This window comes from Pararobbsia silviterrae (assembly GCF_003628125.1).
GTDB lineage: Bacteria > Pseudomonadota > Gammaproteobacteria > Burkholderiales > Burkholderiaceae > Pararobbsia > Pararobbsia silviterrae.
In genome coordinates this window covers 1-3,049 of sequence record NZ_RBZU01000032.1, presented here as the reverse complement: position 1 = coordinate 3,049, position 3,049 = coordinate 1, and the positions used below count along the sequence as shown (strand labels likewise).

The window sequence follows — 3,049 nt, the reverse complement described above, 5'->3', positions numbered from 1 at the left end:
CTCACGCACGTGGAAGGCAAACACACGTGTTATAGGATCAAGCCTTACGGGCAATTAGTATCAGTTAGCTTAACGCATTACTGCGCTTCCACACCTGACCTATCAACGTCCTGGTCTTGAACGACCCTTCAAGGGGCTCGAAGCCCCAGGGATATCTCATCTTAAGGCGAGTTTCCCGCTTAGATGCTTTCAGCGGTTATCTCTTCCGAACATAGCTACCCGGCGATGCCACTGGCGTGACAACCGGTACACCAGAGGTTCGTCCACTCCGGTCCTCTCGTACTAGGAGCAGCCCCCTTCAAATATCCAACGCCCACGGCAGATAGGGACCAAACTGTCTCACGACGTTTTAAACCCAGCTCACGTACCTCTTTAAATGGCGAACAGCCATACCCTTGGGACCGGCTACAGCCCCAGGATGAGATGAGCCGACATCGAGGTGCCAAACACCGCCGTCGATATGAACTCTTGGGCGGTATCAGCCTGTTATCCCCAGAGTACCTTTTATCCGTTGAGCGATGGCCCTTCCATACAGAACCACCGGATCACTATGACCTGCTTTCGCACCTGCTCGACTTGTCGGTCTCGCAGTTAAGCACGCTTATGCCATTGCACTATCAGCACGATTTCCGACCGTACCTAGCGTACCTTCGTACTCCTCCGTTACGCTTTGGGAGGAGACCGCCCCAGTCAAACTGCCTACCATGCACTGTCCCCGACCCGGATCACGGGCCAAGGTTAGAACCGCAAACAAACCAGGGTGGTATTTCAAGGACGGCTCCACCGAAACTAGCGTTCCGGTTTCATAGCCTCCCACCTATCCTACACAGATCGGTTCACAGTCCAATGCAAAGCTACAGTAAAGGTTCATGGGGTCTTTCCGTCTAGCCGCGGGTAGATTGCATCATCACAAACACTTCAACTTCGCTGAGTCTCGGGAGGAGACAGTGTGGCCATCGTTACGCCATTCGTGCAGGTCGGAACTTACCCGACAAGGAATTTCGCTACCTTAGGACCGTTATAGTTACGGCCGCCGTTTACCGGGACTTCAATCAAGAGCTTGCACCCCATCATTTAATCTTCCGGCACCGGGCAGGCGTCACACCCTATACGTCCACTTTCGTGTTTGCAGAGTGCTGTGTTTTTATTAAACAGTCGCAGCCACCAGTTTATTGCAACCCTCTCACCCTCCTGGCGCAGGCCAGTCAAGCTACAAGGGCGTACCTTATCCCGAAGTTACGGTACCAATTTGCCGAGTTCCTTCTCCCGAGTTCTCTCAAGCGCCTTAGAATACTCATCTCGCCCACCTGTGTCGGTTTGCGGTACGGTCTCGTTAGACTGAAGCTTAGAGGCTTTTCTTGGAACCACTTCCAATTGCTTCGTCCCCTAAAGGACTCGCGCCACACCCTTGAATTACGCACCCGGATTTGCCTGAGTGCCTTCTCCAATGCAGCGACCGGGACTTCCAACACCCGGACAACCTTCCGCGATCCGTCCCCCCATCGCATCTAACGACGGTGCAGGAATATTAACCTGCTTCCCATCAGCTACGCATCTCTGCCTCGCCTTAGGGGCCGACTCACCCTACGCCGATGAACGTTGCGTAGGAAACCTTGGGCTTACGGCGAGGGGGCCTTTCACCCCCTTTATCGCTACTCATGTCAGCATTCGCACTTCCGATACCTCCAGCACGCTTTACAACGCACCTTCGCAGGCTTACGGAACGCTCTCCTACCATGCGTGCAAGCACGCATCCGCAGCTTCGGTGACTGGCTTAGCCCCGTTACATCTTCCGCGCAGGACGACTCGATCAGTGAGCTATTACGCTTTCTTTAAAGGGTGGCTGCTTCTAAGCCAACCTCCTGACTGTTTTAGCCTTCCCACTTCGTTTCCCACTTAGCCAATCTTGGGGACCTTAGCTGGCGGTCTGGGTTGTTTCCCTCTTGACGTCGGACGTTAGCACCCGGCGTCTGTCTCCCGTGATTGCACTCTTCGGTATTCGGAGTTTGCTATGGCGAAGTAATCCGCAATGGACCCTTCAACCATGACAGTGCTCTACCCCCGAAGGTGATACACGAGGCACTACCTAAATAGTTTTCGGAGAGAACCAGCTATTTCCGGATTTGTTTAGCCTTTCACCCCTATCCACAGCTCATCCCCTAATTTTTCAACATTAGTGGGTTCGGACCTCCAGTACGTGTTACCGCACCTTCATCCTGGCCATGGATAGATCATCCGGTTTCGGGTCTACGCCCTGCAACTATGCGCCCTATTCGGACTCGCTTTCGCTACGCCTTCCCTATTCGGTTAAGCTCGCTACAGAACGTAAGTCGCTGACCCATTATACAAAAGGTACGCCGTCACCCGTTTCCAGGCTCCGACTGTTTGTATGCATGCGGTTTCAGGATCTATTTCACTCCCCTCCCGGGGTTCTTTTCGCCTTTCCCTCACGGTACTGGTTCACTATCGGTCGATCACGAGTATTTAGCCTTGGAGGATGGTCCCCCCATCTTCAGACAGGATTTCACGTGTCCCGCCCTACTTGTCGTACACCTAGTTCTTCCACACTGTTTTCGCCTACGGGGCTATCACCCACTTTGGCCGCACTTTCCAGAGCGTTCAGCTAACAGCACAGATAAAGAGTACAGGCTCTTCCCATTTCGCTCGCCACTACTTTGGGAATCTCGGTTGATTTCTTTTCCTGCGGCTACTTAGATGTTTCAGTTCACCGCGTTCGCTTCACATAGCCTATGTATTCAGCTATGGATGACCCAAAAGGGCCAGGTTTCCCCATTCGGACATTTGTGGATCAAAGCTCGTTTGCCAGCTCCCCACAACTTTTCGCAGGCTACCGCGTCCTTCATCGCCTGTGATCGCCAAGGCATCCACCACATGCACTTGTTCGCTTGACCCTATAACGCGTATGTCTGCTCGCATGAACTACGCTCAGACCACGTTATAAGAATTGAGTTTTCGCGTTTGCCGTATTCCAAGTGACTTTAAGATCACTTAAATACATTGATACAATCACAACCCATCTATCTTCCAC

At 52.7% G+C, this 3,049-nt stretch carries 1 rRNA gene; it reads right to left on the bottom strand.

Going from position 1 to position 3,049, the window contains the following annotated elements:
• Positions 1-33: 33 nt before the first annotated feature.
• Positions 34-2,912: ribosomal RNA gene (locus D7S86_RS28850) — 23S ribosomal RNA — on the bottom strand.
• Positions 2,913-3,049: the final 137 nt, after the last annotated feature.